Source organism: Selenomonas sp. FOBRC9 (assembly GCF_000287655.1).
GTDB lineage: Bacteria > Bacillota > Negativicutes > Selenomonadales > Selenomonadaceae > Centipeda > Centipeda artemidis.
Genome location: NZ_ALJR01000005.1, coordinates 24,510 through 46,825 on the forward strand (window position 1 = coordinate 24,510; position 22,316 = coordinate 46,825).

Consider the following 22,316-nt stretch of genomic DNA (forward strand, 5'->3'; position numbering starts at 1 on the left):
CCATGAAAATGACTGAACAATATCGTGCCGAGATCGAAAAAGCAAAAGAAGCATTAAGAGACATCAAAGAGCGTGGCGATGAGGCGATCGGCGCATCGTGGGAAGATGTGAGAGAGCAGCTTTTTTCGCCGGAAGAACGAGCCGTCTCTGATTTGCGCGTTGCTCGGATACTCGAATTGATACATGCGCGCAAGGAAAAAGAAGTCGGTTCATCGTACAGCATCTAAGGAAAAATAATGAAAATGAGTAAAGAGTACGCCGAAGCGATAGCACAGGCAAAAGCGAACTATCAAGACGCGTTAGAACGCGGCGAAGCTGCCAACGGCGGAGATGTATTGGCGTATATGGATTCCATTTTGACGCCGCAAGAAATAGCGGAAAGCAATCTGCGTGTTGCGCTCATCGGCGAACTGATCAAAGCAAGAGAAGAGAAAGGAATCAGTCAAAAGAAACTCAAAGAGCTCAGCGGCGTCCGGCAGCCGTCATCGCGCGCATGGAACGGGGATATACCAGCCCGCAGATCGACACGCTGTTAAAAGTGCTCGTGCCGCTCGGGAAAACCCTCTCAATCGTACCGCTGCCGACCGCATAACTACATCCAGACAAACGGAGACGCCCGCCGCACCGATGCACTGCGGGCTTTTTTCATGCTAATGTTCTTGTATACCCTCCATATATGTATTAATTGCATAAAAATATCAATATCTTGTATGTGAGGATGTGTCTCATACACTTGCATAGTTCTGACAAATACGTTAAAATAGGGAAGCCTAAAAAGGGCTTTCCTATTTAATATATATTAAGTGATAGTAATACACTGTACTTAGTATGGATATGACAGGTGGTGTTACATTGGAATCCCCATTTCGTGTTGGGGTGGACGTCGGATCGACGACGATCAAGCTGGTCGTGCTGGGCGAGGAGCATGAGATCCTCTACAAGAACTACGCGCGCCACTTCTCGGAGATCGGCAGAGCCCTACAGGAAAACCTCACGCAGCTCAAGGAGATCGTCGGCACGTCGAAATTCTCGTTCGCGCTGACCGGCTCGGCGGGCATGGGCATCGCACAGCGTATCGGACTGCCGTTCGTGCAGGAAGTCGTCGCGTGTGCCTCGGCAGTGCGCCGTCTCATCCCCGAGACGACGACCGCAGTGGAGCTCGGCGGCGAAGATGCGAAGATTACCTATTTCGGCGACGCGCCGGAGCAGCGCATGAACGGTGTCTGCGCGGGCGGCACGGGATCGTTCATCGATCACATGGCGTCGCTCCTCTCGACCGATCCCATCGGGCTGAACGCACTCGCCGAGAAGGGCAAGCGCGTCTACGCCATCGCTTCGCGCTGCGGCGTATTCGCCAAGACTGACATACAGGCGCTCATGAATGACGGCGCGGAGAAAGCGGACATTGCACTCTCCATCTTCCAAGCGGTCGTCAACCAGACCATCGGCAACCTCGCGCAGGGACGCCCCATCGACGGCAATGTCGCATTCCTCGGCGGACCTCTGCACTTTCTCCCCGAACTGAAAAGACGCTTTATCGAGACATTGAAACTCGACGCGGATCACGTCGTCGATGTGGATTACGGCAATTATTTCGTCGCGGTCGGCGCGGCGCTCTCGGATGATGCCCGGGCGATTGATATGCGGGAGATGCAGGAGTGTATTGCGCGTGCGGAAGAGGCGGCGGCAGCCGAGACGCGGACAGCGGACTTTACACTGTTCCGCGATGCGGCGGACTACGCCGCGTTCAAGGCGCGACATGACCGCGACAAGGTAAAACGCGCGGAGCTTGCGGACTACCGCGGCGCGATCTGCATCGGCATCGATGCAGGCTCGACGACGACGAAGCTCGTCGCGATCGGCAGCGACAAGCAGCTCCTCTACACGTCCTACGGCAGCAATCACGGCTCGCCGCTCCAATCGGTCATCAGCGCCCTGCGCGAGTTTTACGCCGTTATGCCCGAGGGTGCGCATATTGCGGGGGCAATGACGACGGGCTACGGCGAGGCGATCGTCAAGGCGGCGCTCCACGCGGACGGCGGCGAGGTCGAGACCTTTGCCCATCTGCGCGCGGCGCAGGAGTTCTGCCCCGATGTCAGCTTCGTGCTCGACATCGGCGGTCAGGATATGAAGTGCTTCTTCGTGCAGGACGGCAGCGTCGGCAACATCACGCTGAACGAAGCGTGCTCGGCGGGGTGCGGCTCCTTTATTCAAAATTTCGCCGAGGGACTGCATCTGACGCCCGGCGAGTTCGCGGCAAAGGCGATTGATGCTAAAGCTCCCGTGGATCTCGGCACGCGCTGCACCGTCTTTATGAACTCAAAGGTCAAACAGGCGCAGAAGGAGGGCGCGGAGGTCGCCGACATCTCGGCGGGCATTGCTCTTTCGGTCGTTAAGAATGCGCTCTTTAAGGTCATGCAGCTCAAGGACGTATCGACCCTCGGCGACAAGATCGTCGTGCAGGGCGGCACGTTCTACAACGACGCCGTTCTGCGCTCCCTAGAAAACATCCTCGGCAAGGACGTCATCCGCCCCGACATCGCGGGACTGATGGGCGCATACGGCGCGGCGATTCTCGCGCTCGAGACGGGGACAGAGACGTCGACGCTGCTCGGCGCGGAGCAGCTCGGGAATTTCGAGACCAAGACGAGCTCTTACCGCTGCGGCAAATGCGGGAATAAATGCCTCATCACCATGCAGCAGTTCCCGAACGGCGAGCGCTACTTCACGGGCAACCGCTGCGAGCGCGGCATCGGCGGCGAAAAACACGAGGAGGACGCGCCGAACATCTACAAGTTCAAGTACCGCCGCGTGTTCAAGCATTACAAATCGCCTGCAGACCCGCGCCGCGGCAAGATCGGCATTCCTCGCACGCTCAACATGTACGAGGACTATCCGTTTTGGTTCACGTTCTTTGACACGCTCGGCTACGGCGTCGTTCTCTCCGGGAAATCCTCACCCCAGCTCTTTTATAAGGGCATGGCGACGATCCCGTCGGACTCGCTCTGCTATCCCGCGAAGCTCGCGCATGGGCACATCGTCGACCTCGTCGAAAAGGGCGTCACGACGATATTCTACCCCTGCGAGCCGCACAATATGGACGACAAGCCCGGCAGCGGAGCGAACAATTTCAACTGTCCGATCGTCGCGTCCTACGCCGAGAACATCCGCGGTAACATGGACATCCTGCGCGAGAAGAATATTCGCTTCCTCCAGCCGTTCCTCCCGATCAACGACCGCAAGCGCATGATCGAGCGTCTGACGGAGGAGTTCGGCAAGATCGAGGGCATCGGCAAGAAGGAGATCGCCGCCGCCGTGGACGCGGGCTACGCCGAGATCGCGCAGTACCGGCAGGATGTGCGCGATTACGGACAGCAGATCCTCGACCGCATCGAGAAGACGGGCGAGCATGCGATTCTCCTTGCGGGGCGTCCCTATCATGTCGATCCCGAGATCAACCACGGCATCCCCGAGATGATACAGTCGTACAAACTTCCCATCCTCTCCGAGGACGCGGTCTACCATATCCCCGTGCAAAAACGCCGTCTGCAGGTCGTCAACCAGTGGAGCTACCACGCGCGTCTCTACCATGCGGCGCAGTTCGTCGCGGAGCATCCGAACGTCACGCTCATCCAGCTCAGTTCGTTCGGCTGCGGACTCGACGCCCTCACCACGAGCGAGGTGCGCGAAATTCTCGAGTCGCACGAGCGCATCTACACGATGATCAAGCTCGACGAGGTGTCGAACCTCGGCGCGGCGCGGATTCGTCTGCGCTCGCTCATCGCCGCGCTCGCACGCCGCGAGACGCCCGTTTACCACGAGGCGCCCGTCATCGAGCGTCCGCGCTTTACCGAGGACTGCAAAAAGACGCACACCATCCTCGCCCCGCAGATGGCGCCGATCCATTTCAACCTGTTCCAAACGACCATGCGCAAGCACGGCTACAACGTCGTCATCCCGCCGATGCCGGACAAAGCGGCGATCGACATGGGACTGCGCTACGTCCACAACGACATGTGCTATCCCGCGATCGTCGTCATCGGACAGCTCATCTCCGCGCTCAAGGCGGGGATGTGCGATGCCGACCACACGAGCATCGCGCTCTTTCAGACCTGCGGTGCATGCCGCGCGACGAACTACCTCGGCGTCCTGCGCAAGGCGCTGCGCGACGCGGGATTCCCGAACGTCGCCGTCTTTGCCGTGCGCGGACTCCCGGAGGAGACCGATTCGTTCTCGTTCAGCCGCGAGATGATGGTCGACGCGGTGAAGGCAGCCGTCTACGGCGATCTCCTGATGAATGTTCGCAACCGCATGATGCCGTACGAGCGCGTCAAAGGCGCGACGCAGGCGGCATTTGACAAATGGATGGCGCGCGCTAAGGACGAACTCGAGCACGGCAATATCTTTAAGTTCCGCCGCACGGTGAAGGACATCGTGCGCGACTTCGACCATATCCCCATCGACGAAAATCTTTGGAAGCCAAAGGTCGGCATCGTCGGCGAAATCCTCGTCAAGTACCACCCCGTTGCGAACAACGACATCGAGACCGTACTCATGAACGAGGGCGCGGAGGTCATCATGCCCGATTTCATCGACTTCTTCCTCTACTCCGCGTACGACCCCATCGCGCAGCACAAACTGCTCGCGGGCTCGTACAAGGATAGGCTCTTCGGACGCATGTTCATCAAGGTCATCGAGTTCTTCCGTGCCCCCATGCGCAAAGCACTCGAATCGAGCCGCCACTTCCGCCCGCCGCAGTCCATCGACCACACCGCCGAGCTTGCCGCGCGCCATGTCAGTCTCGGCAACATGGCGGGTGAGGGATGGTTCCTCACGGGCGAGATGGTCAAGCTCATCGAAGAGGGCGTCCCGAACGTCATCTGCCTCCAGCCGTTCGGCTGCCTGCCGAACCACATCACGGGCAAGGGCGTCATGCACGACCTGCGCAAAGCCTATCACGGCGCGAACATCACCGCGATCGACTGCGACGCAGGCTCGAGCGAGGTCAACCAGCTCAACCGCATCAAGCTCATGCTTGCAACGGCGAAAGAGCGGCGTCCCGAGAATGCTGCACCTGTAAAAGAGCATAAAGCTGCGGCAGAGTACACGTACTGAAATATCATAGAGCGACAGCATTGACGTGAAAGGCGTTTTTGCAGCCGCTCTTTTTATTTTTCAAAAACATGTTTCACGAACAAAAAAACGCGAAAAATATGTTCCTAAAACTATTGACCGAACAGGTTTTCTGTGATATATTATATCCGAACAAAAGTTTTGGGAATATATATGCGAAAATAATCCGGACGGAGGGATATCTATGAAACGCATCGGTCTTACACTCAGCCTTTTTACACTCATATGGATGGTCGTATCGTCGCTTCATCTGACGAATCCCTATCTGCGCTCGTCAGAGTTCATGGAGATCTCGGTGGAGAGAGGCGACAGCGTCTGGACGATTGCACGCAAGTACACGACAAAGGAGAGCATGGCGCGGGAGCTCGAGGAAGCCATCATCGAGATCAATGGGCTGCCGCCCGATGCCGCGCTCTATGCAGGACGCCGTCTGCGCATTCCGATGATTGATCCGCCCGAGCAGCTGCAGGCAATGGCGGAGCATAAATCCCTTGACACACCCGCGTATGCGTCTTATAATGGCGTTACCAAATAGGGTGGAATTATAACGGCCTTGTCCCTAGCGGGATAGGATTTCCTATCCCACGGGGCAGGGCTTTTCTTGTATGCATATTGGGAGGAGAGCGTTCTATGGTAAAGCTGACACTGCCGGATGGATCTGTTCGCGAGGTGGAGCACGGAACGACATTACTGGACGTCGTGAAACAGATGAGCAATTCGCTCGCGAAAAAAGCACTGGCGGCAAGCCTCGACGGCAAAACGGTCGATCTCATGACGCCCGCGACGAAGGACGCGGCGTTTCAGGTACTCACCTTTGAGGATGCGGGCGGCCGACTTGCCCTGCGCCATACCTGCTCGCACATCATGGCGCAGGCGGTGAAGCGTCTCTATAAAGATGCGCATGTGCAGCTCGCGATCGGTCCTGCGATCGAGAACGGCTTCTACTATGACTTTGACATGGAGCATCGGCTTACGGATGCCGATCTGCGCGACATCGAAAAGGAAATGAAGAAGATCGTCAAGGAGAATCTCAAGCTCGAACGTCGCGAGATTCCGCGCAGCGAAGCGATCGCCTACTTCAGGGAGAAGGGCGAGAACTATAAGGTCGAGCTGATCGAGGATCTGCCCGAGGACGTGACGATCTCGACCTATACGCAGGGGGAGTTCACCGATCTGTGCGCAGGGCCTCACGTCCTCTCAACGGGCAAGGTCAAGGCGTTGAGGCTCCAGAGCATCGCGGGCGCGTACTGGCGCGGCAGCGAGAAGAATAAGATGCTCCAGCGCATCTACGGAACGGCGTTCGAAAAGCAGGAAGAACTCGACGCGTACCTCCATATGCTTGAGGAAGCGGAAAAGCGCGACCATCGGAAACTTGGGCGCGAGCTCGATCTCTTTAGCCTGCATGAAGAGGGACCCGGATTCCCGTTCTTTCATCCGAACGGCATGATCCTGCGCAATGAACTCCTGAACTACTGGCGCGAAGTGCATCGCCGCTACGGGTACAGTGAAATCAGCACGCCGGTCATTCTCAGCCGTAAACTGTGGGAGACGTCCGGTCACTGGTTCCACTATCGCGAAAATATGTATACGACGCAAATCGACGAAGAGGACTATGCGATCAAGCCGATGAACTGCCCCGGCTGTATGCTCGTCTATCGCTCGCAGCTCCACAGCTACCGCGACTTGCCGCTGCGGCTCGCCGAACTCGGTCTCGTCCATCGGCATGAGCTCTCCGGTGCACTGCACGGACTCTTCCGCGTGCGGAACTTCACGCAGGACGACGCGCATCTCTTCGTCACGCCGGAGCAGATCGAGGGCGAGATTCAGCACACGATCGACCTCTTTGACGAGGTCTACCGCACGTTCGGGCTTTCGTACAAGGCGGAGCTCTCCACGCGCCCCGACGACTCGATGGGTTCGGACGAGATGTGGGAGCTGGCGACAAGTGGTCTGCAAAAAGCGCTCGAGAACCGCGGTCTCGATTACATCGTCAACGAGGGCGACGGCGCGTTCTACGGGCCGAAGATCGACTTCCACCTGCGCGACTCGATCGGTCGTACATGGCAGTGCGGCACGATCCAGCTCGACATGAGCCTGCCGGAGAAATTTGACCTGACCTATGTCGGTGAGGACGGGGAGAAACACCGCCCCGTCATGCTGCATCGCGTCGTCTACGGCTCGATTGAGCGGTTCATCGGTATCCTCATCGAGAACTTCGCGGGGGCGTTCCCCGTGTGGATGACGCCCGTGCAGGTACGCATCCTGCCCATCACCGAGCGCCATGCAGAGTACGCAGAAGAGCTGCGCAAGCGCATGTTCGACCGCGGCATCCGCGTAGAAGTGGATAACCGCAACGAAAAGACGGGGTATAAGATTCGCGAGAGTCAGGTCAAAAAGACGCCCTACACGCTCGTCGTCGGCGATCAGGAGCAGGAATCCGGTACCGTCGCCCTGCGCAAGTACGGCGAGAAGGACAGCACGGTCATGTCCGCGGACGACTTCATCGCGTTTGTAGAGAAAAAGATCGCCGAGCGCTCGCCCGAGTATTGACAACAACGGTAAATTGTGATAACATGCCTTTTGTTGAAAGCAGAAGCCACCGCTTCTCACCTGCGGGCAAAGATGTCCGGCGGGTCGATATGGAACTTTTTAGGGTGGCTTTATGCCGCCCTTTTCTATTGCCGGATGGCACTGCGGTGCATCCAAAACAGGAGGTGTTCTTGCCATAAGCAGGGAATCTTTGCGAATCAATGAGGAAATCCGAATCCGCGAGGTGCGTGTCACCGGTGCGGCGGGGGAACAGCTCGGCATTATGCCGACGATCGAGGCACTTCGCATGGCGGAGGAACAACATCTTGATTTGGTCGAGGTTGCGCCCAACGCAAGACCGCCCGTCTGCCGCATCATGGACTTTGGGAAATTCCGCTATGAGCAGCAGAAACGCGAGAAAGAAGCGAAAAAGAAGCAAAAGACCATCAGCATCAAAGAGGTCAAGCTCCGTCCGAACATCGACGAGCATGATTTCAATGTGAAGCTGAAAAATGCGCTTCGCTTCGTCGAAGAGGGCAACAAGGTCAAAGTGACGATCATGTTTCGCGGAAGAGAGCTCTCCCATCCGGAACTCGGGCGCGTGGTTCTGGATCGCGTCTCCGAGCGGATGGGAGACCTCGTGAGCATCGAGCGCGGGGCAAAGCTGGAGGGGAAGAACATGACCATGATTCTCTCCCCGAAGGCGCAGAAGCCCGCCAAGGTGTCAAAGCCCGCGAAGCAGGAAGATAAAGGAGGAAACGACGATGCCAAAAATTAAGACGCGCCGCGCAGCTGCAAAGCGCTTTACCGCCACGGGGAGCGGCGAGTTCCGCCGCAACAAGGCATACAAGAGGCACATTCTCGAGAAGAAGTCCCCGAAGCGCAAGCGCAATCTGCGCAAAGCTGCGCTCGCCGATACGTCGGATTACAAGCGTATCCGCAAGATGCTCCCCTACGCATAATTGGGGCATATATGAAAACCCAAGTCTGATGGGTAGGAAACAGGAGGAATCGCAATGCCAAGAGTAAAGAGCGGTGTCACAGCGCATCGTCGTCATAAAAAGATCCTAAAGCTCGCCAAGGGCTACCGCGGCGCACGCAGCAAGCAGTTTAAGAAGGCCAATGAGACAGTCATGAAGGCGCTCTATTACGCCCGCCGCGACCGCCGTGCGAAGAAGGGAACGTTCCGACGTCTCTGGATCGCGCGTATCAATGCCGCTGCACGTGCGAACGGCATATCGTACAGCCGTCTGATCGCAGGCCTGACGAAGGCAGGCGTCGAGGTCAACCGCAAGATGCTCGCCGATCTTGCCGTTGCAGATGCGGCTGCATTTACGCAGCTCGTCGCCGTGGCGAAGGAAAATCAATAAGACGGGAGTGCGTTCGATGAGTCGATAGATTCATCGGACGCTTTTTTAACATGAAAAAACTTGAACGCATCACAAGCAAATCCAACAGGCTTGTACGCCTTGCCCACGCTGTTGTGCATATGCCGAAGCGAGCGAAAAAAGAAGGGCTCTTCGCGGTGGAGGGGCTGCGCCTTGCCGAATCAATAATGCAGTCCGAGTGGCGCATACGCTTTGCGTTCTTTACCGATCGCGGCGGTGAAAGCCTGGCTGCCGCACAGCTCGTCGAGAAATTGTGTGAGCGGAGGACGCCTGTCTATCTTATTTCAGATGAACTATGTGCCGCGCTCTCGGATACCGATACGCCGCAGGGGGTTCTTCTCATTGCAGAACGTGATCCGGGAACACCGTTGAAGAGGTTTATGCGGCCGTGTTCTAATGAGCCTCATCCTCTTTATGTCGTTCTTGATCGCGTGCAGGATCCGGGAAATGTCGGAACGATTCTGCGCACGGCCGTTGCTGCCGGGGCAAGTGGAATTGTCCTCCTGCGCGGCTGCGCGGATATTTACAATAATAAAGTTGTGCGCGCGGCGATGGGCGGCCTTTTTTATTTGAATGTTGCTCAGGGCGTCGAAGAAAAAGATTTTTTGCAGTGGGCGCAAGAGCGGTCGCTGAACCTTTACGCTGCCGCATGTGATGACATGGCGCAGGAACATATTCATACGGATTTCACCAAAACGACCGCCGTTGTATTTGGGAATGAAGCGAACGGTGTGTCGTCTGCGATTCTTGCACGTGCGCGGCGTGTCTATGTCCCCATGTTTGGACCGGTGGAATCGCTGAACGTCTCTGCTGCGGCTGCGGTGATTCTTTATGAGTGTGTTCGCCAGCGCATATTTGTTGAATAAAGATATAGGGGCTGTAACGAAATGCCCACAACAAAACAGGTATCACATTCAGATACCTGTTTTGTTGCGTTTAGTATTTGGTAAATACACTACATATTGTGTTTCTTACTTCATATAGAAAAAGGAGCTACAACGAAATTGTGTAAAAACACTATTTCGTTACAGCCCCTTTTTGTTGTATGCGTCAATTGGGGGGCGTATCGTATGGGGATTATTTGGGCAGGAAGGAAAGCACCCTTTCTCTCGAGACAAGACCGATGGATTCGTTTATAATCTCTCCGGAATCAAAAAATAGGAGGGCAGGGAGACTCATGATACCGTATCTTTCGGCGATATTCGGAGCGTCGTCCACATTCAGCTTGCAGACCTTAATATTCGGGTACTCATCTGCAATTTCCTCCAAGATCGGCGCCAGCATCCGGCAGGGCGTACACCACGACGCCCAAAAATCGACGATCACAAATTTCTTGTCCTGCAAAACCTCGGCATCAAATGTCTCCTCCGTCAATTCAATAATACCCATAAGTGAGCCTCCCTTAGAATACGATTTTATGTTCCGTTGTTTCCATCATATCAGAGAATACATTTTTTTCAAGGTTTTTGTAAAACTTTTTAGGAAAAAAGGCTTAATTATATACTTTTATTAATATCCGGCAAGGGGATATACTGTTGAACGGTTGCATGAAGCGGCGATCCGTAATATAATAATGAGAAATAACTATGGGTATCGGTTCGGGATAGAAAAGCGAGGCAGGATTTATGAGCGGGAAGAAGAGGATCACGTTGAGCCCCGTGCTTAAAGAGCATAAATTCATCTACGATTTGATGAAAAATACGACCTCTGACTACGCATTTATGATGGATCCGGTGGAGGGCATTTTCCTTGCCTCACCTAGTTTTGTGCGGGCATACGATCTCCCCGCGGAGACGCTCGAGAATATCAGCGGAGTTCTTGGGCCCTTTGTTTATATGCAGGATCGTAAGCCTCTCGCTTCGCTCTTTGCCTCGGTGAACAGCCTGACCGAAGGCAGGGAGCGGCAGCTTGATTTCCGTATGCGCGACGCAAAGGGGAATCTCTCGTGGCTGCGTCTCAAAGGAAAGATTGGTCTTGCGAAAGACGGCACGCCGAATCTCTTTGCCGGAACGATCAGTCAGCTCGCACGGCGCAACTCTGCAGACTCCGTAACGGGGCTTCTCAACCGCTATCAGTTCGTCGAGGATCTGACGGCGGCACTTCGTACGGCACGCGAGACCGGCGGGGGCGGGGGTCTCCTCGTTATGGGCGTTGATAATTTCCGCACGGTCAACGAAGCGTTCAACCACGAGGTCGGCGATATTATCCTGCGTCAGATCTCGGAGCGTATTCTGCAAAATATTCCGCGCGGACTCTCCCTTTATCGCCTCGACGGTGATGAGTTCGGACTCATTTACCCCGATGCGGACGAGGAGATGCTGACGGAGTTCTTTATCCGTGTGCAGCGCGAGTTTGCACATCCACAGGTCTACGACGGGCGGCAGTACATCGTGACTGTCTCTGCGGGCATGGTGTTCTATCCGCAGTCCGCGCGCGATCCGCTCATCCTGCACAAATACGCGCAGGCGGCGCTCGACGCTGCAAAGTCGGGCGGGAAGAACCGGCTCAGTGCGTTCTCAAAGGAAGTCTATAACCGCTGGCTGCGCTCCCTGACGATACAGGAGCAGATCCTTCAGGATGTCAAGGCGGGCTGCCGGAACTTTGAGCTTTACTTCCAGCCGCAGGTGGCGGGAGACGACCGGCATATCGTCGGTGCGGAGACGCTGCTCCGCTGGAAGAACAGCAAGGGCCGCATGGTTGCGCCGATGGAGTTCATCAAGATTCTTGAGGAAACAAAGACCATCGTACCTGTAGGCCGTTGGATCTTTGAACAGGCGCTGCGTACGTGCAAGGAATGGCGGCGGAGCATTCCAAATTTCAGCATGAGCGTCAATATGAGCTATGAGCAGATTAAGGATCTATCCTTCCTCGAATTCATTGACGACTGTCTGAAGCGGCACGATATGCCGCCCGATTCCGTTGTTCTCGAGTTGACTGAGAGCAAGATTGTCGGCGATATGAAATTTGTCAACGCGCGGTTTGACGCGTTTCGCAGTCACGGTATCAAGGTGGCGATGGACGATTTCGGAACAGGGTATTCCTCGCTCGCTTCACTGAAAAATCTCAACTGCGACATCGTAAAGATCGACCGTGCATTCGTCATTCGGATTCTGGAAAACCACTTTGATCAGAAACTCGTCGAGTATACGGTGGATCTCTGTCACAGCATCGGCATGACGACCTGCATCGAGGGCGTGGAGCGTCCCGAGGAGTACGACTGTCTCGTAAAGATCTGCAAGACGGATACGATACAAGGGTATCTCTTCGGACGTCCGGAGCCGCAGGAGGCGTTTGAGAAAAAGTTCTTGGGGTTGTAATGGCAAGAGAAAAGACACAGGAAGGTTTGACACTGCTTGGTGAGCAGCGTACCGACTACGGCTACGACTATACGCCCGAGGTGCTGGAAACCTTTGCGAATAAACATACGGATCATGATTACTGGGTGCGGTTCAACTGCCCCGAGTTCACGACGCTCTGTCCCATCACCGGGCAGCCGGACTACGGGACGATTTACATCTCTTACATGCCCGCCGAGCGCATGGTGGAAAGCAAATCGCTGAAGCTTTACCTTGTCAGCTTCCGCAATCACGGGGATTTTCACGAGGATGTTGTGAACGTTATCATGCGCGATCTCATCGCGATCATGGCACCGAAGTACATCGAAGTGCAGGGCAAATTCCTCCCGCGCGGCGGTATCTCCATTGATCCGTATGCGAACTATGGCATCCCAGGGACGAAATACGAAGCGCTCGCATGGGAGCGTCTATCGCAGCATGACCGCGTCCCGGAACGCGTGGACAACCGCTGATGGCAGGGCAGAAGCGAATCGCCCTCATCAACGACGTCACGGGATTTGGACGCTGCTCGGTCACAGTGCAGCTCCCCGTTATTTCCGCGATGCGCGTGCAGGCATGTCCTCTGCCGACGGCGATTCTCTCCGTGCACACGGGATTCCCGCATCACTATCTCGACGACTATACCGAGCGTATGCGCCCCTATATGGAGAATTGGCAGGAGAACGGGCTGACCTTTGATGCCATTTTGACGGGGTTCCTCGGATCGGAGGCGCAGATTGACGTCGTGCTTGAGTGTATCGCACGGTTCAAGGGGCGGGAGACGATTCTCGTCGTCGATCCCGTCATGGGGGACAACGGCAAGCTCTATTCCTCCTATACGCCCGCGCTTTGCGTGAAAATGCGGCGGCTCATCCCGTATGCGGACGTCGTGACGCCGAACCTTACGGAGGCATGTCAACTGCTCGGGATCCCATATCCCGCAGAGGGGCGGACGGATGACGAGACACTCTATCGCATGGCGGCGGACATTGCAGCGATGGGACCGCGCGACGTCGTTATCACGGGACTGCACGCGGGGGAGCGGATCAAAACATATCTCTATGAATCTGGTAAAGGGCGTTCCTTTGACAACGAGAAGATCGGCCGCGACCGCTCGGGATCAGGCGACGCGTTCGCCGCAATCATCGCGGCATCACTCGTGCGCGGCATCCCCCTCGAGACGGGCGCACGCCGCGCGGCAGACTTCATCGGGCATTGTCTGACGTATGCGGAGGAGTTAAATTTGCCGTGGAATTGGGGGCTTCCTTTTGAGGAGTACCTCGCGGAACTTACAATGTGACGCGGGATTTTCGCGCCTACCGTTGTCATGGAGGAAGCCCTCGTATCGTGGGCGAACCCGGCAAGTAATGCCTTTCAAACTTAATAAATATCGTGGGATCGGATACGCCGCGCGGCGCGTCCGATTCCTTTCTCATTTCTGTGTATCGTTTTAGGAGTATATTATGATCGTCTATGCAACGCATCGGGGAGGGCGTTATCTTCCTATAGAGGAGAGCCTGCGTGAGCAGCCGACAGGGAAGCGCAGTATCTATGTCAACATCACAAACGACTGTAATTGTGACTGCGTATTTTGCCTGCGCAGCATGAAGGAGATGGCGAAAGAATCCTCCCTCTGGGTGGAGCATGATCCGAGTACGGGGGAAATCCTTTCCGAACTGGAGCGGCTGCCGTGGGAATATGTCGGTGAGATCGTTTGCTGCGGATTCGGCGAGCCTCTGATGCGTCTTGAGACCGTGCTTGACGTCCTGCACTATGTGAAGGATCGGCATCCCGATGTGTCGACGCGTGTCAACTCCAACGGGCTCGGGGAACTGGAGCACGGATGCGAATTTGCAGAGCGGTTCAAGGGGATTCTCGATACCATCTCCATCAGTCTCAACGCATCGAATGCCGAACGCTATCTCGCTCTTACGCGCTCGCAATTTGGCATACAGTCCTTCGAAGCTATGCTCACCTTCGCCGAGCACTGCAAGCCCTATGTGCCGAACGTCATCCTCACCGTTGTCGAAAAGGTCGAGGATGCGGAAGAGATCGCGCTCTGTCGTAAAATCTGCGATGAGAGGGGCTTGACACTACGCGTGCGCCCCTATGAAGAGAGCTAAAGAAAGTAGATTTTTTCGTGTGAATATGATAAACTGTTTTTTGATAATTTTGCGATAGAAAACGGAGCATATATGCGAGATACCCACGGTTCCGTGCGATACAGGAGGACGATATGGACGAAAAGATCAAAGAGCTGAGAGAGCGCGCCCGCACGGCGATTACGGAGAAGGCAACGTCGCTCGGAGAACTGGGCGATATCCGCGTAAAATTCCTCGGGAAGAAGGGCGAGCTGACGTCCCTCCTGCGCAGCATGAGCGCCCTCGTCGCCGAGGAGCGTCCGCGCATCGGCAAGATCGTTAACGAGGCACGCGAAGAGCTCGAGGAACTGCTCGCGGCAAAGTCCGAGGAACTCTCGTATCGGGAACTCGAGGAGCGCATGGCACGCGAGCGCATCGACGTGACGCTGCCGGGGCGTACGGGCGAGGTCGGGCATCTCCATCCGCTGACGATCACGCTGAACCGCATCAAGAAAATTTTCCTCAACATGGGGTTTACCATCGAGGAAGGCCCCGAGATCGAGACCGACTATTTCAACTTTGAGGCGCTCAACCTGCCGAAGGATCATCCTGCACGCGACATGCAGGATTCTTTCTATATCACCGAGGACATCCTGCTCCGTTCGCAGACGTCACCTGTGCAGGCGCGCACGATGCAAAAGAGCGAGCCGAACGCGCCGATCCGCATGATTGCGCCCGGGCGCGTCTACCGGCGCGACTCCTACGACGCGACACATTCGCCGATGTTCACGCAGGTTGAGGGACTCGTCATCGACAAGGGCATCTCCTTTGCCGATCTCAAAGGGATGCTTGAACTCTGCCTGCATCAGCTCTTTGATAAAGATGTAAAGGTGCGCTTCCGCCCGAGTTTCTTTCCGTTCACAGAGCCGTCGACTGAGGTTGATATTTCCTGTTCCTCCTGCCGGGGCGCGGGCTGCCGCGTGTGCAAGGGAACGGGCTGGCTCGAGATCCTCGGCGCGGGCATGGTGCATCCGAACGTCCTCTCCATGAGCGGCTACGACCCTGCGGTCGTCTCCGGCTTTGCGTTCGGTATGGGCATCGAGCGCATCGCGATGCTCGCGTACGGTGTGGACGACCTGCGCCTGTTCTACGACAACGACGTGCGGTTTTTGCATCAATTCTAAGGAGGCGTAAGAATGCAGGTTTCCATCAAATGGCTGAAAGACTATGTGGATATTGACGAGACGGCGGAGGAAATCGCGGATCGCCTCACGATGGCAGGCATCCCCGTGGAGCGCATCGTACGCGCCGACGAGGGGCTCGAGAAGGTCATCACGGCGCACATCGAAGAGGTCACGCCGCATCCGGACTCGGATCATCTGCGTATCTGCCGGCTGAATATCGGTAAAGAAGAGCTTCTGCAAATCGTAACGGGCGCACAGAACGTACAGGCGGGGGATATTGTTCCAGCTGCGCTTGTCGGCGCCGTCTTGCCGGGCGGGAAAAAGATCTCCAAGGGCAAGCTGCGCGGCGTCCCATCGAACGGTATGATGTGTTCGGCGGGCGAGCTTGCGATCGACACGACGGGGCTGCCCGAGGAGCAGGTCAACGGCATCTACATCCTGCCCGCGGACACGCCCGTCGGAATTCCCGCAGCACAGGCTCTCGGGCTGGACGACGTGGTGCTTGAATTCGAGCTGACGGCAAACCGCGCGGACTGCTTCAGTGTCGTCGGCATCGCGCGCGAGGTGGCGGCGCTGACGGGAAAAACGCTTCGTCTTCCGCAGATCGCGGTGGTCGAGTCGTCTGCCGAGCGTGCGGCAGATCTCGTAAGCATCAATATTGCGGAGGAGGAACTTTGCCGCCGCTTTTCCGCGCGTGTCCTGTGTGATGTTAGGGTCGCACCCTCACCTGCATGGATGACGGAGCGTCTGCGCGGCGCGGGGATTCGCGCCATCAATAACGTCGTGGACGTGACGAATTTCGTCATGCTCGAACTCGGTCAGCCGCTCCACGCCTACGACTATGATGCGGTTGCGGGGCATACACTGACGGCGCGCCGCGCGCGGGCGGGCGAGCTGCTGCACACGCTCGACGATTCCTCCCGCGTCGCTGTGGGAGACGAGCTCGTGATCGCCGACAGCGAAAAGCCCGCGGGACTTGCGGGCATCATGGGAGGACTCGAGTCAGAGATCACCGAGGGGACGACCTCGGTCATACTCGAGGCGGCATCGTTCCGCAGCGCCTCGATTCGCCGTACGGCGCGCCGGCTCGGGCTGCACTCCGAGTCCTCGGGGCGCTTTGAGCGCGGCGTGGACGAGACGGGGACGGTGCGCGCCGTCACGCGCGCGGCGCAGCTCCTCGCTGAGATGGGTGCCTGCAAAGTGGCGGAGGGTGTCGTTGACGTTTATCCCGCACCGAAAGAACCGGCCGCGTTCACGTTCAGCGCACGCGCTGTCGCTGAGCGCATCGGGGCGAATATCCCCGGCGACTGGATGGCGTCGGCGCTCCGCTCTCTCGGCTTTGGCGTGGAGGAACAGGAACTCGAGACCTATCGCGTCGCCGTCCCTTCGTGGCGCGGCGACGTGACCCTCATGGAGGATATTGCCGAGGAGGTAGCGCGCCTCTATGGCTACGACAACATCTCGGCGCGGATGCCGGCGGGCGCAGTTCTGCAGGGGCATCAGAGCGAGATGCAGGATTTTGTTGATACAATGCGCAATGCGCTTGCCGCGCTCGGCATGACCGAAGAACTCTCGTTCAGCTTTACGAGTGAAAAGACGCTCGATCACCTCTGTGTTCCTGCGGACAGTCCGCTGCGCCGGGCGATATCGATTTTGAACCCGCTGACGGACGAGTATCCGCTCATTCGCACGACGCTGCTCACGAGCATTCTCGAAAACGCCGCCCGCAACATCGCGCGCAAGAACATGGATCTGCGCCTCTTTGATATCGCGCCCGTCTTTTTCCCGAAGGAACTGCCCGTCACAGAGCTCGCAGAGGAGCGCATCATGGTTGCGGGACTCCTCACGGGACGGCGCAGCCCCCTCGCGTGGGACACGAACGGCGAGATGGTCGACTTCTATGACATTAAGGGCGTTGCCGAGCGGTTCCTCGCGGCGGTCGGCGTGCAGAAATACACCGTCGAGCCCGGCACGCATTTTGCCATGCATCCCGGCAAGACCGCGTTCTTTAAGAAGGGGCGCGAGGTTGTCGCCGTACTCGGCGAGATCCATCCGACGGTCGCGGAGAACTTTGGCATCTCGCAGAATGTCTGCGTCTTTGAGATGGATGCCGCCGTGCTCATGCGTTACCGCAAAAAGAAGAGCGCGATAGAGCCGCTGCCCAAATACCCCGCCGCGACGCGTGATCTTGCCGTCCTTGTCGATGCGGAGCTCTCAGCGGCGGAGATCGAGCGTGTCATTGCGAAAAAAGGCGGAAAATATTTCCGCAGCGCCACACTCTTCGACGTCTATATGGGGAAGCAAGTAGATGCCGGCAAGAAGAGTATGGCGTTCCGCCTGCATTTTCAATCAGACGAAAAGACCCTGACCGACGAGGAAGTGGACGCCGCATTTTCGAGTATCCTGCAGGCGGCGGAGAAGGAGCTTCATGCGCAGCTGCGCGGATAAAAGGCGGTGAGAGCCATGGCAGAGGAAAAAAAAGAGATGCAGCGCGTCAACATCAGTATGTTCGGGCTGTCCTATCAGCTTAAGACAGACGACCCTGCGCGTCTCAAGCGTCTCGCGGCGGAGGGCGACCGCCGCATCAAGGAGATGTCCCGCCGCGTGCGGAGCTTTGATGTGAAGCGGATCGCCGCCCTGACCGTCCTGCAGATGATGGACGAATATGACCAGCTCAAACACGACTATGACGAGTTGGTACAACTCCTTGAGGAAAAGTAAAAAGCGCTATATGCCTTTGTGCAGCACCACCGCGTGTTAATATTTTCGCATCGCGCGGCATCGCTATTGACAGCGCATAGAGAGTATGGTAATATGCTTTGACGTAGGTATTCCTGCGTGTTCGGGCATGTGCCCGTTCCCAACCGCACGGCGAGGTCTCAAATCGGAATGTCCAAACCGGAAATTTCGAACCGCAGCCGGCGAGTAACGATATAGGGAGGTGTTTTCATGTATGCAATCGTAAAGACAGGCGGCAAGCAGTACAAGGTCGCGGAGGGCGATACCATTTTCGTGGAGAAGCTTGAGGCGGGCGAGGGCGAAGCCGTCGTTTTTGATGAGGTTCTGACGGTTGTGAGCGGCAGCGACGTCAAGGTCGGTCGTCCGACGGTTGCCGGGGCAAAGGTCACGGGCAAGGTTGCGGCGCACGGCAAAGGCAAGAAGATTTTGATCTTTAAGTACAAGGCAAAGTCGAACTACCGCAAGCGTCAGGGGCATCGTCAGCCGTTTACGAAGGTGGTCATCGAGAAGATCGAGGCATAATCTTTGTGATCGCGGTCGATATTTTCACCAATCACAGAGGGCAAATCACGGGCTGTCGTGTCAAAGGACACAGCGGAACGGCGGAGCATGGACAGGATATTGTCTGTGCCGGCGTATCGGCGCTCACGCAGTCCGCGCTTCTCGGCATAATGGAGCATCTGCATCGCGCCGTCACTTATGACATAGCGAGCGGGAATCTCGATATGCGGCTCGATGCGCCGCCGGACGAATGCACAGAGGCGATCCTGCGTACCATGTATATGGGGCTTGCGGAGATTGAGAAGATCAGCCCAAAGGGTATAAAAATTCATGAAATTAGGGGGTGAACATATTGTTCTCGTTTGATTTACAGCTTTTTGCACATAAGAAGGGCGTAAGCTCGACGCGCAACGGTCGTGACAGCCATTCGAAGCGTCTCGGCGTGAAGGAACAGGCGGGCACGCATGTGACGGCGGGCAGCATTCTCGTTCGTCAGCGCGGCACGCATTTCCATCCGGGACATAATGTCGGCATTGGCAAGGACGATACGATCTTTGCGAAGATTGACGGCAAGGTCGCTTTTGAGCGCAAGGGGCGCCATCAGCGTCAGATCAGTGTGTATCCGCTTGCGGAGGCCGCTGTTTAATTTGCACTAAATATGCGGATGCCTGTACCGAGGGGTGCAGGCTCTTTTCTATAGGGGGACGTATGCAGTTTATAGACCGCGCGCATATCACGGTAAAGGCGGGGGACGGCGGACATGGAAAGTCCGCGTTCCGCCATGAGAAATTCATGCCCAAGGGCGGCCCTTCGGGCGGTGACGGCGGGCGCGGCGGCGATGTTGTCTTTCGCGCCGACCGCAATCTGAATACGCTCCTCTCGTTCCGCTTTCATCGGAAATTCACGGCGAAGAACGGCGAGAACGGCGAGTACAAGAATCAGTACGGCAGGAATGCCGCGCCGCTCTATGTGAACGTCCCGCCCGGTACGATCGTGACGGACGAGACGACGGGCGAAGTGCTCGCCGATCTCGCCGAGATCGATACGGAGGCGGTCATTGTCCGCGGCGGGCGCGGCGGACGCGGGAATGCGAAATTCGCAAACGCAGCGAACCGTGCGCCGACGTTCGCGGAGTTCGGCGAGCCGGGGGAGAGCCGCAAACTCGTCCTCGAGCTGAAGCTGCTCGCGGACGTGGGGCTTGTCGGCTATCCGAGCGTCGGGAAATCCAGTCTCGTCGCGTCCTGTTCGGCGGCGCGCCCGGAGATCGCCGACTACCACTTTACGACACTCACGCCCGTGCTCGGCGTCGTGCAGACGGACTATGAGAAGAGCTTCGTCATGGCTGACATTCCGGGGCTCATCGAGGGCGCGGCAGACGGCGTGGGGCTCGGACATGACTTCCTGCGCCATGTGGAGCGGACGCGTCTCATCCTGCACATCGTCGATGCCTCGGGCATCGAGGGGCGCGATCCTGTCGAGGACTATCATAAGATCAATGCGGAGCTGGCGCGCTACAGCGAAAAGATCGCGCGGCGCACGCAGATCCTCGTCGCGAACAAAATCGACCTGCCCTCCGCGGCAGACCATCTGCCGCGTCTGCGGGAACTGGCGGAGCGCGAAGGGCTGGAGTTCTTTGAGATCTCCGCGGCGACGCGCGCGGGCGTGCAGGAGCTCATCGATCGCGTTGCGGCGTGGCTTGACGCCTATATCCCGGAGCCGGAAACGGAGGAAGAGGACGTTGTTGTCTACGATCAAAACGCCGAGGACGATGAGAAGGTGACGATCTCGCGCAACGACGCGGGGGATTTCATCGTTTCCGGGAAGGCGCTCGAAAAGCTCGTCGCGATGACGAATTTCAACAACGACGAGGCTGTGCGGCGGTTCCAGTACATCTGGCGTCTCAAGGGACTGGATGAAAAACTGCGCGCACGCGGCATCAAAGAGGGCATGACCGTTCATATCGGCGATATGGCGTTCGACTATCAGGACTAAGGGAGGAAATCATTTGCTGCGCAATTCGCTGACGAGTAAGCAGACTCGTAAACTGCGCTCCCTCGGCATGACGGAGGACGCCGTTGTGATGATCGGCAAGGAGGGCGTGAGCCCTGCGGTCGTCACCTCGGCGCGCGAGGCGATCAAGAAGCGCGAGCTCATCAAGGTGCGCGTCCTGCAAAATGCGCCCGACGAGCCCGTCGATGCGATCACGATGCTCGCGGAGCGCGCCGATGCAAATCTTGTGCAGGTCATCGGCAGGAATGGGCTGCTGTTCCGTCGAAATTTTGATCAACCGAGGATTGAGCTGTGAATACGCGCGTGCGTCTGCGTGAAGCGAAACGCATCGTCGTCAAAGTGGGGACGAGCACGCTCACGCATCCTGCGGGCGGGATGAATCTGTGCCGCATCGAGCATCTTGTCCGAGAGCTGATCGACGAGGCAAATCAAGGGAAGGATATTCTGCTCGTCACGTCGGGCGCGATTGCGGCGGGCATGTCCTCCATCGGCATGAAAGAGCGTCCGCAGAGTGTTCCTGCGCGTCAGGCGCTCGCCGCGATCGGACAGGGGGCGCTCCTCCATATTTATGAGAAGTTTTTCCATGAGTATGGGCGCACCATGGCGCAGGTGCTGCTCACGAAGGAGAATGCCGCGCGGCATCATCAGTATATGCACGCGCGCCGCGCACTCTTGGAACTGCTCGCGATGGGGGTTGTTCCGGTGATCAATGAGAACGATGCGGTTGCCGTGGATGAGATCAAGATCGGCGACAACGATACGCTCTCTGCAGTGGTCGCGGCGCTCGTCGACGCGGATGCCCTGATCATCCTGTCGGACATTGACGGCGTTTATACGGCGAATCCACGTACAGACGCGTCGGCAGAGCTGATGGATGAGATTCCGGAGATCACGCCCGCGATTGAGCGGCTGGCAGGCGGTGCCGGATCGGCGCAGGGGACGGGCGGTATGCAGACGAAAATCGAGGCGGCAAAGATCGCGCAGAATGCGGGCGTGACGATGATCATTGCGCGCGGGGACGACGACGGAATGATCCGCGGGATTCTGAGCGGAGCCCGGATCGGCACGGTGTTCCCGGCGCGTGAGGCGCATCTGCGCACGCGCAAGAGCTGGCTCGCTTTTGGCAGGCATCTCGCGGGGGAACTGCGCGTTGATGCCGGATGTCTCCGGGCGATGCGCGGCGGCGCTAGTCTCCTCGCAGTCGGTGTGACGGATGTCTGCGGCACGTTTTCTGCCGGCGATACGGTGCGTGTACTTTCACCCGAGGGACAGGAGGTTGCGCGCGGCATCGCCGCCTATGGTGCGGCGGATATTGCGCGGCTGATGGGGCACCGGGCATCGGATTTTCCTGCGCTTGTACCGGATGCGGTGCATGAGGAGATCATTCATCGGGATAATATGGTGCTGATGGTGTAA

Annotated in this window: 23 protein-coding genes; 22 read left to right on the top strand and 1 reads right to left on the bottom strand. The window is 57.3% G+C overall.

Translation table 11 applies throughout. From position 1 onward, the window contains the following. Positions 1-2: 2 nt before the first annotated feature. The 9 genes from HMPREF1147_RS01855 (at position 3) to HMPREF1147_RS01895 (ending at position 9,916) form a co-directional block, all read left to right on the top strand. Positions 3-227: a hypothetical protein gene (locus tag HMPREF1147_RS01855; RefSeq protein ID WP_009657481.1), complete on the top strand. Its 225-nt coding sequence runs from the start codon at positions 3-5 to the stop codon at positions 225-227. A gap of 9 nt (positions 228-236) precedes the next feature. After that, positions 237-536: an XRE family transcriptional regulator gene (locus HMPREF1147_RS12215; protein WP_009657504.1), complete on the top strand. Its 300-nt coding sequence runs from the start codon at positions 237-239 to the stop codon at positions 534-536. Between the two features lie 292 nt (positions 537-828). Next, a complete protein-coding gene (locus tag HMPREF1147_RS01865) occupies positions 829-5,115 on the top strand; it encodes a 2-hydroxyacyl-CoA dehydratase (protein WP_050992860.1) in 4,287 nt (1,428 codons plus the stop codon). Positions 5,116-5,317: 202 nt separating this feature from the next. Continuing rightward, positions 5,318-5,668, top strand: a complete 351-nt coding sequence (locus tag HMPREF1147_RS01870; protein WP_009657449.1) for a LysM peptidoglycan-binding domain-containing protein — start codon at positions 5,318-5,320, stop codon at positions 5,666-5,668. Between the two features lie 95 nt (positions 5,669-5,763). Further along, the gene (gene thrS, locus HMPREF1147_RS01875; RefSeq protein ID WP_009657454.1) at positions 5,764-7,683 is read left to right on the top strand and encodes a threonine--tRNA ligase; all 1,920 of its coding nucleotides are present in this window, start codon (positions 5,764-5,766) and stop codon (positions 7,681-7,683) included. A 190-nt stretch (positions 7,684-7,873) separates the two neighbouring features. Then, positions 7,874-8,440: a translation initiation factor IF-3 gene (gene infC / locus HMPREF1147_RS01880; RefSeq protein WP_026762334.1), complete on the top strand. Its 567-nt coding sequence runs from the start codon at positions 7,874-7,876 to the stop codon at positions 8,438-8,440. Next, a complete protein-coding gene (rpmI, locus tag HMPREF1147_RS01885; RefSeq protein ID WP_009349006.1) occupies positions 8,427-8,624 on the top strand; it encodes a 50S ribosomal protein L35 in 198 nt (65 codons plus the stop codon). The genes infC and rpmI overlap by 14 nt, the downstream gene beginning before the upstream one ends. A gap of 54 nt (positions 8,625-8,678) precedes the next feature. Next, positions 8,679-9,032 carry a 50S ribosomal protein L20 gene (gene rplT / locus HMPREF1147_RS01890; protein ID WP_009349004.1) on the top strand — a complete coding sequence of 118 codons (354 nt, stop codon included), beginning with the start codon at positions 8,679-8,681 and terminating at the stop codon, positions 9,030-9,032. A 50-nt stretch (positions 9,033-9,082) separates the two neighbouring features. Next, a complete protein-coding gene (locus HMPREF1147_RS01895) occupies positions 9,083-9,916 on the top strand; it encodes an RNA methyltransferase (protein ID WP_009657457.1) in 834 nt (277 codons plus the stop codon). Positions 9,917-10,127: 211 nt separating this feature from the next. Here the strand turns inward: HMPREF1147_RS01895 and trxA are convergent, their stop codons facing one another. Continuing rightward, positions 10,128-10,439: a thioredoxin gene (gene trxA, locus HMPREF1147_RS01900; protein WP_009349002.1), complete on the bottom strand. Its 312-nt coding sequence runs from the start codon at positions 10,437-10,439 to the stop codon at positions 10,128-10,130. Between the two features lie 236 nt (positions 10,440-10,675). Here trxA and HMPREF1147_RS01905 point away from each other — a divergent pair, with 236 nt between their 5' ends. The 13 genes from HMPREF1147_RS01905 (at position 10,676) to proB (ending at position 22,316) form a co-directional block, all read left to right on the top strand. Continuing rightward, positions 10,676-12,367: a bifunctional diguanylate cyclase/phosphodiesterase gene (locus HMPREF1147_RS01905; protein WP_009657472.1), complete on the top strand. Its 1,692-nt coding sequence runs from the start codon at positions 10,676-10,678 to the stop codon at positions 12,365-12,367. After that, the gene (queF, locus tag HMPREF1147_RS01910) at positions 12,367-12,858 is read left to right on the top strand and encodes a preQ(1) synthase (RefSeq protein ID WP_009657491.1); all 492 of its coding nucleotides are present in this window, start codon (positions 12,367-12,369) and stop codon (positions 12,856-12,858) included. The genes HMPREF1147_RS01905 and queF overlap by 1 nt, the downstream gene beginning before the upstream one ends. After that, the gene (locus HMPREF1147_RS01915) at positions 12,858-13,685 is read left to right on the top strand and encodes a pyridoxamine kinase (protein WP_009657499.1); all 828 of its coding nucleotides are present in this window, start codon (positions 12,858-12,860) and stop codon (positions 13,683-13,685) included. The genes queF and HMPREF1147_RS01915 overlap by 1 nt, the downstream gene beginning before the upstream one ends. Positions 13,686-13,848: 163 nt before the next feature. Continuing rightward, the gene (locus HMPREF1147_RS01920; protein WP_009348998.1) at positions 13,849-14,508 is read left to right on the top strand and encodes a TatD family nuclease-associated radical SAM protein; all 660 of its coding nucleotides are present in this window, start codon (positions 13,849-13,851) and stop codon (positions 14,506-14,508) included. A gap of 113 nt (positions 14,509-14,621) precedes the next feature. Then, positions 14,622-15,650, top strand: coding sequence for a phenylalanine--tRNA ligase subunit alpha (pheS, locus tag HMPREF1147_RS01925; protein ID WP_009657490.1), 1,029 nt, complete (start codon positions 14,622-14,624; stop codon positions 15,648-15,650). A gap of 12 nt (positions 15,651-15,662) precedes the next feature. Further along, complete coding sequence (pheT, locus tag HMPREF1147_RS01930; RefSeq protein ID WP_009657456.1) at positions 15,663-18,098, top strand: phenylalanine--tRNA ligase subunit beta; 2,436 nt, start codon at positions 15,663-15,665, stop codon at positions 18,096-18,098. Between the two features lie 15 nt (positions 18,099-18,113). Continuing rightward, entirely contained in the window at positions 18,114-18,371 is a 258-nt protein-coding gene (locus HMPREF1147_RS01935) for a cell division protein ZapA (RefSeq protein ID WP_009348995.1), read from the top strand. A gap of 228 nt (positions 18,372-18,599) precedes the next feature. After that, a complete protein-coding gene (rplU, locus tag HMPREF1147_RS01940; protein ID WP_009657485.1) occupies positions 18,600-18,911 on the top strand; it encodes a 50S ribosomal protein L21 in 312 nt (103 codons plus the stop codon). A gap of 5 nt (positions 18,912-18,916) precedes the next feature. After that, positions 18,917-19,237 carry a ribosomal-processing cysteine protease Prp gene (locus HMPREF1147_RS01945; protein WP_009348993.1) on the top strand — a complete coding sequence of 107 codons (321 nt, stop codon included), beginning with the start codon at positions 18,917-18,919 and terminating at the stop codon, positions 19,235-19,237. Continuing rightward, the gene (gene rpmA, locus HMPREF1147_RS01950) at positions 19,234-19,536 is read left to right on the top strand and encodes a 50S ribosomal protein L27 (RefSeq protein ID WP_009348992.1); all 303 of its coding nucleotides are present in this window, start codon (positions 19,234-19,236) and stop codon (positions 19,534-19,536) included. Before HMPREF1147_RS01945 ends, rpmA begins: the two co-directional genes overlap by 4 nt. 62 nt (positions 19,537-19,598) lie before the next feature. Beyond that, positions 19,599-20,882, top strand: coding sequence for a GTPase ObgE (gene obgE / locus HMPREF1147_RS01955; RefSeq protein WP_009657453.1), 1,284 nt, complete (start codon positions 19,599-19,601; stop codon positions 20,880-20,882). A gap of 13 nt (positions 20,883-20,895) precedes the next feature. Next, positions 20,896-21,195: a YhbY family RNA-binding protein gene (locus tag HMPREF1147_RS01960; RefSeq protein WP_009657479.1), complete on the top strand. Its 300-nt coding sequence runs from the start codon at positions 20,896-20,898 to the stop codon at positions 21,193-21,195. Then, positions 21,192-22,316, top strand: a complete 1,125-nt coding sequence (proB, locus tag HMPREF1147_RS01965) for a glutamate 5-kinase (RefSeq protein ID WP_009657464.1) — start codon at positions 21,192-21,194, stop codon at positions 22,314-22,316. Before HMPREF1147_RS01960 ends, proB begins: the two co-directional genes overlap by 4 nt.

Coding starts and splice junctions, on each gene's coding strand:
- rplT (WP_009349004.1), top strand. CDS start 8,679: ATGCCAAGAGTAAAGAGCGGTGTCACAGCGCATCGTCGTCATAAAAAG.
- HMPREF1147_RS01905 (WP_009657472.1), top strand. CDS start 10,676: ATGAGCGGGAAGAAGAGGATCACGTTGAGCCCCGTGCTTAAAGAGCAT.
- HMPREF1147_RS12215 (WP_009657504.1), top strand. CDS start 237: ATGAAAATGAGTAAAGAGTACGCCGAAGCGATAGCACAGGCAAAAGCG.
- obgE (WP_009657453.1), top strand. CDS start 19,599: ATGCAGTTTATAGACCGCGCGCATATCACGGTAAAGGCGGGGGACGGC.
- thrS (WP_009657454.1), top strand. CDS start 5,764: ATGGTAAAGCTGACACTGCCGGATGGATCTGTTCGCGAGGTGGAGCAC.
- HMPREF1147_RS01915 (WP_009657499.1), top strand. CDS start 12,858: ATGGCAGGGCAGAAGCGAATCGCCCTCATCAACGACGTCACGGGATTT.
- queF (WP_009657491.1), top strand. CDS start 12,367: ATGGCAAGAGAAAAGACACAGGAAGGTTTGACACTGCTTGGTGAGCAG.
- HMPREF1147_RS01865 (WP_050992860.1), top strand. CDS start 829: ATGGATATGACAGGTGGTGTTACATTGGAATCCCCATTTCGTGTTGGG.
- HMPREF1147_RS01920 (WP_009348998.1), top strand. CDS start 13,849: ATGATCGTCTATGCAACGCATCGGGGAGGGCGTTATCTTCCTATAGAG.
- trxA (WP_009349002.1), bottom strand. CDS start 10,439: ATGGGTATTATTGAATTGACGGAGGAGACATTTGATGCCGAGGTTTTG.
- HMPREF1147_RS01895 (WP_009657457.1), top strand. CDS start 9,083: ATGAAAAAACTTGAACGCATCACAAGCAAATCCAACAGGCTTGTACGC.
- rpmI (WP_009349006.1), top strand. CDS start 8,427: ATGCCAAAAATTAAGACGCGCCGCGCAGCTGCAAAGCGCTTTACCGCC.
- HMPREF1147_RS01855 (WP_009657481.1), top strand. CDS start 3: ATGAAAATGACTGAACAATATCGTGCCGAGATCGAAAAAGCAAAAGAA.
- HMPREF1147_RS01870 (WP_009657449.1), top strand. CDS start 5,318: ATGAAACGCATCGGTCTTACACTCAGCCTTTTTACACTCATATGGATG.
- pheT (WP_009657456.1), top strand. CDS start 15,663: ATGCAGGTTTCCATCAAATGGCTGAAAGACTATGTGGATATTGACGAG.
- HMPREF1147_RS01935 (WP_009348995.1), top strand. CDS start 18,114: ATGGCAGAGGAAAAAAAAGAGATGCAGCGCGTCAACATCAGTATGTTC.
- pheS (WP_009657490.1), top strand. CDS start 14,622: ATGGACGAAAAGATCAAAGAGCTGAGAGAGCGCGCCCGCACGGCGATT.
- rplU (WP_009657485.1), top strand. CDS start 18,600: ATGTATGCAATCGTAAAGACAGGCGGCAAGCAGTACAAGGTCGCGGAG.